Genomic DNA, 5,381 nt, shown 5'->3' on the forward strand with positions numbered 1-5,381 from the left:
GTGTGGCTGTTTGGGGCTCCTTTGAACTCGGGCGGGCCCGCCCGTGGGGGGGGGGTGGGGGCCCGCGGGGGGGGGCGCCCCTCGGCCCCCGCCGGGGGGGCGGGCCCCGTCGTCGTGCGCCCGGCGCCGTCCCCTCGACGCACCCTGGACCCATCCGCGGCGGCCGCCGGTCCGAACCCCGGGCATGGAGACGCTCATCGTCATCGGCCTGCTCGGGGGACTCATCACGGGGATCTCGCCGTGCATCCTGCCCATGCTGCCCGTCATCTTCTTCGCGGGCGGCGTACAGGGCGCGCGCACGGGGGAGACGCCGTCGGGCACCGCGGAGCCCGGGACGGGCGGCGTCTCGCCGGCCCTGTTCGCGGGAGTCCCCGACGCGGTCCGCGTCGGCGGGCGCCCCGCCGCCGGGTTGCGTGGCCGGGTTGACCCGGGCGGCGCGCAGGAGGCCGCCGGGGTGCGGGAGGTCACGGCGCAGCCGACGCGCGGCGGGACCCTCGCGCTCGACCTGTCGACGGGGGACGCGACCGAGGCCGCCGCTCCGGCCGACGGTAGGCCCGGGCGCCGCGCGTCCCGCCGGGCGGCGCGCCGCTCGTGGCGCCCCTACCTCGTCATCGCGGGCCTGGTCCTCAGCTTCAGCGTCTTCACGCTCCTCGGCTCCCTCGTGCTCACCGCGCTCGGGCTCCCGCAGGACCTGCTGCGCTGGGCGGGCATCGTGCTCCTCGTCGCGATCGGCGTGGGGATGATCGTGCCGCGCGTCGAGGAGGTCCTGGAGCGGCCGTTCCGGCGGATCGCGGCGCTCGGGGCACGACGCGGCGCCGCCCGGCAGGACCGCGGCGCGTTCGTGCTCGGCCTCGGCCTCGGTGTGCTGTACGTGCCGTGCGCCGGGCCCGTCCTCGCGGCCATCACCGTGGCCGGGGCGACGGGGAACATCGGCCCGGGCACCGTCGCCCTCACGGTGTCGTTCGCGATCGGGGCGGCGATCCCGCTCCTGGTCTTCGCGCTCGCGGGGCGCCGCGTCGCGGAGCGGGTCCGCGGGTTCCAGCGGCACACGCGCGGCATCCGCGTCACGGGCGGCGTCGTGATGATCGCGCTCGCGGGCGCGCTCGCGCTCAATCTCCCCGCCGCGCTCCAGCGCGCCCTGCCCGACTACACGGGCGCGCTCCAGCAGCGGGTCGACGAGAACGACGCCGTGCGCGAGGCGCTCGACCTCGGCGGCCTCGTCACCGACGAGAACCGCGAGCTGTCGAACTGCTCGAACGGCGCGCCCGTGCTGGAGGACTGCGGCACCGCCCCGGAGCTGCGCGGCATCGACACGTGGCTCAACACCCCGGGCGGTGAGGCGCTGACGCTCGAGGGGCTGCGCGGCAAGGTCGTGCTCGTCGACTTCTGGACCTACTCCTGCATCAACTGCCAGCGCGCGATCCCGCACGTCAACGCCTGGTACGACCGCTACCGCGACGTCGGCGCGGGGTTCGAGGTGATCGGGGTCCACACGCCCGAGTTCGCGTTCGAGCGCGAGACGCGCAACGTCGTCGCGGGAGCGCGGGACCTCGGCGTCACCTACCCCGTCGCCCAGGACAACGCCTACGCGACCTGGACCGCCTACCGGAACCGCTACTGGCCCGCGCAGTACCTCGTCGACGCCGACGGGACCGTCCGCCACATCCGGTTCGGCGAGGGCGGCTACGAGGACACCGAGCGCCTGGTGCGCGAGCTCCTCGGGGACGCGAACCCCGGCGTCGCGCTGCCCGAGCCCACCGCCGTCGGCGACACCACGCCGCAGGACGAGACGACGCCCGAGACCTACTTCTCCATCAAGCGCGTCGTCAACTACGCCGGCGAGCCGCGCTACGCCGCGGGGCAGCAGGACTTCACCCTCGCCGACGACCAGCGGCCGGACACGTTCTCGCTCGGCGGCACGTGGGACGTCGACTTCCAGGGCGCGACCGCGCTGTCCGACGACGCGCGCGTGCGCCTCGCGTACCGCTCGACCGACGTCTTCGCGGTGCTCGGCGGCGAGGGCACGGTGACGGCCCGCGTCACGGCCGACGGGCGGACCACGACCCGCGACATCGACGTGTCCGGCAGCCCGACGCTCTACCCCGTGCTGGAGGGCGACGGTCCGACCGAAGGACTCGTCGAGCTCGACGTCCCCGCCGGCGTGCAGGTGTTCACCGCGACGTTCGGCTGACGCGCGTCAACTCGCGGGCTCGCGCGCGGGCGTCCACGACCCGATCGTCGCGGTCCCGCCGCCGAGCAGGTCGAGCCCGTCCCCGACGCCGGGGATCCCTGCGAGCCCGACGACCGACTCGGGGTCGCCAGGGTGCGGTGCCATGAGCAACGTCGTGACGAGCGGCGGGTCGTCGGCCGTCGACCCGCCGCGCCACGAGAGCGCGGCCCAGGCGGTGGCGCCCGGTGCGAGCGTGAGCGGGGCGAGGCCGTCGTCGTCGGGCTCGAGGAGCACGTCCGTCTCCGAGCCGTCGTCGGCGACGAAGCGGATCGCGGGCGCGCCGGCGAGGACGCACTCCGCGGTGCCGTCGTTGCGGGCCGTGACGGTGAGGAAGCGGCGCTCGGCTGCGGCGTCGAACCCCAGCGCCCCGAGCGCGAGGTCGCCGGGCGCGCACGCGCCCGCGGGTCGAGCCGCGGCCGTCGGCGCGACCCCCGCGACGAACCCGGAGCGCGTCGCGGACGCGCCGCCGTCCGTCGAGCCGTGGACCTGGTACGCGAGCACCGGGCCGGAGTAGGCCGCGCCGTCGAGCACGCGCGCGACCACGGCCGCGTCGCCCGAGGTGATCACCGTGAGCAGCGGGTCCTGCGGGAACGTGTCGCGGACGGCGTCGTGCACGACCTGCGTCACGCCGGGCTCCGCCGCGACGTCGGTCAGGAGCATGAGCAGGGCGTCGTCGGGGACGGTCAGCCCGTCGCCGTCGTAGGTGCCGAGGCCGGAGCCGCCCACCCCGAGGCTGGTCAGCCCGCGGCCTTCGGCCCGCACCAGCGCGGCGACGCGGACGAGGTCGTCGGCCGAGCGGACGTCGATCGAGGCGGCGCCCGGGGCGAGGTACACGCGCCGCACGGAGTCGTGGGCGACGAGACGCACCGCGTCGGCGACGGCGTCGGCCCCGAGGAGGTCGGGGAGCGGCTCCCCGGTGGCCGGGTCGACGCCGGGGACGGTGGCCGCTCCCGGGCCGTGCTCGACGGCGAGCGTCCCGCCGCCGGTGCCCGTGCCCTCGACCCGGAGCGACCACGCGCCGCCGCCCGGCATGGCGGCGACGATCGCGCTCGCGTCCATGGCGGTGCGCTGCGCGACCTCGGGGGACGGGAGCGGGGTCACGAGCGTGATCTCGGCCGACGTGCCCACCCGCCCGTTCGTCTGCACGTCCTCGACGCCCGGCAGGGCGAGCAGGAGCGCGGTCATGTCCTCGACCCCGTGCTCAGGATCGCCGGACCCGGGCGACGTCGCCGTCGACCCGTCCGGTGGTGTCGACGGGTGCGCGGCCGGGCCGTCCGCCACGGCGGCGTCGAGGACCACCGGGGCGAGGAGCGCGGCGACGACCGCGAGGCCCACGCCGGCGACCGACGCGACGACGGCGACCGTGCTCCGCGGGACCCGGCGTGCGCTCGCGGGTCGAGGTCCGTCGGTGCCGTCCGCCGTCGGTGCGGTGCGCTCGTCGTCCACGGCGGAGACGCTACCCACGGGGATGGCCCGGGGTGACCGCGCCGACGCGGTCTGCGCTGGCTCGCCGCCGAGTCTTCACACCCCACCGGGTGACGGCAAGAAGTTCGGTGGCCGGTTGTGTCGCAGGAGCCCTTCCGAATCGGTCTTTCGGCCCATCGGGGGACCTGCCGGGCGCCGATCCATAGCAGGACTCCTGGATGCCGGCAACATCTGGCATGATCCGGCCATGACAGTGAGGGCGGCAGCGGAGCTGGCGGCGGTCGACGACCCCGCCTGGCCGACGCTCTCCCGCATGCTCGGGCGCGGTGGCGTGGAGGTCGTGCCGGCCCCGGCGTGGTCGCTCGAGGTCCTCTTCCGGCTCCAGGTCACGGTCCGCTCGACGCTCGGAGCGCTCGCGCTGCACACGGGCGGCGTCCTCGTCGACGGCGGGTGGCTGCGGATCATCGGCGGGGGCGGTGCCGGGCTGCCCGACCTCGCGACCGTCAACGGGCTCGGCGAGCCGGGCGACGACAGCGTGGCGCCGTCGGTCCTGGTCGTCGCGTACGACGTGCTCGGCGGCACGTTCGCGATCAACGGCGGCGGCCTCCCGGGCCAGCTCGGCAACGTCAACTACTTCGCGCCCGACTCGCTCACGTGGGTGGACCTCGGGTTCGGCCAGGCGGCGTTCCTCGAGTGGGCGGTGAGCGGCGGGACGACGGAGTTCTACGCCTCCGTCCGGTGGCCCGGCTGGTACGACGAGATCGGGGCGGTCCGCCTCGACGAGGGGCTGAGCCTCTACCCGCCGCTGTGGTCGGAGGAGGGGCGCGACGTCGCGCGGTCGTCGCGCACCCCCGTCCCGCTCGGCGAGCTGGTCGACTGGCACTTCGAGATGGCCGAGCGCATGACGCCGGTGGACGACTACGTGCGCGACGCCGACGAGCACCTCGACGGCTACGGCGCATGGCCGGCCGGGGACTACCGGCCGTAGCCGGTCAGGGCCACCACGGGCCGGGGTCGTCGAGGAGCCCCGGCGGCACGGTGGTGAGCTTGTCGGGGTTCCGCACGATGTCGAGGGCTGCGATTCGCCCGTCGGCGAGCGTGAACGCCAGGACCGTGAGCACCCCCGAGCCGTCCACGAGCGCGAGCCCGGGGCTGCCGTTGACGTCGACCGCCCCCGCGCCGCGCGGCCGGTTGCGGAGGTAGGAGAGCAGGACCTCCCCGACGCTCTGCGCCCCCTGGACCGGGTGCCGCAGCGCGCGGACCTTGCCCCCGCCGTCGCCCCGGAGCATCACGTCGGGATCGAGCAGGCCGAGCAGCGTCGGCAGGTCGTCGCCCGCGCACGCCGCGACGAACGCCTCGACGACGCGCTCCTGCTCGGCGCGCGACGTCCGACCGCGCGGCCGTCCCGCCTCGACGTCCTTGCGGGCGCGCGACGCGAGCTGGCGCACCGCCGCGGGGGAGCGCCCGACGACGTCGCCCACCTCCTCGAACGGCAGCCCGAAGACGTCGTGCAGGACGAACGCGACGCGCTGCGCGGGGGAGAGCCGCTCGAGCACGACGAGCAGCGCCATGCTCACCTCCTCGTCGAGCGTGGCGCGGTCGGCGGGATCGCCGGCCTGGGGGGGCGGGGGGGGGGGGGGGCGGCGCCGCGGCGGCGCCCCCCCCCCCCCGGGCGCCGGGGGGGGCGGGGCCCCGCCCCCCCCCCGCCCCCCCCCCCCCCCCCCCC

Annotated in this window: 4 protein-coding genes; 2 read left to right on the forward strand and 2 right to left on the reverse strand. The window is 76.6% G+C overall.

What is annotated here, in order from left to right:
* The first annotated feature begins 184 nt into the window (after positions 1 to 184).
* Positions 185 to 2,191, forward strand: a complete 2,007-nt coding sequence (locus ACFWH7_RS02115) for a cytochrome c biogenesis protein DipZ (RefSeq protein WP_378214784.1) — start codon at positions 185 to 187, stop codon at positions 2,189 to 2,191.
* 6 nt (positions 2,192 to 2,197) lie between these two features.
* On the opposite strand, the gene ACFWH7_RS02120 is transcribed toward ACFWH7_RS02115, so the two are convergent.
* Positions 2,198 to 3,676 (reverse strand): DUF4232 domain-containing protein, encoded by a 1,479-nt coding sequence (locus tag ACFWH7_RS02120; RefSeq protein WP_378214785.1) that lies wholly within the window; start codon positions 3,674 to 3,676, stop codon positions 2,198 to 2,200.
* 226 nt (positions 3,677 to 3,902) lie between these two features.
* Here ACFWH7_RS02120 and ACFWH7_RS02125 point away from each other — a divergent pair, with 226 nt between their 5' ends.
* The gene (locus ACFWH7_RS02125) at positions 3,903 to 4,643 is read left to right on the forward strand and encodes a DUF2625 family protein (protein WP_378214786.1); all 741 of its coding nucleotides are present in this window, start codon (positions 3,903 to 3,905) and stop codon (positions 4,641 to 4,643) included.
* 4 nt (positions 4,644 to 4,647) lie between these two features.
* Here the strand turns inward: ACFWH7_RS02125 and ACFWH7_RS02130 are convergent.
* Positions 4,648 to 5,381 (reverse strand): sigma factor-like helix-turn-helix DNA-binding protein (locus tag ACFWH7_RS02130; protein ID WP_378214787.1); only part of this gene is annotated, 734 nt, incomplete at its 5' end.

The organism is Cellulosimicrobium cellulans (assembly GCF_042723955.1).
GTDB classification, from domain to species: Bacteria; Actinomycetota; Actinomycetes; order Actinomycetales; family Cellulomonadaceae; genus Cellulosimicrobium; species Cellulosimicrobium cellulans_H.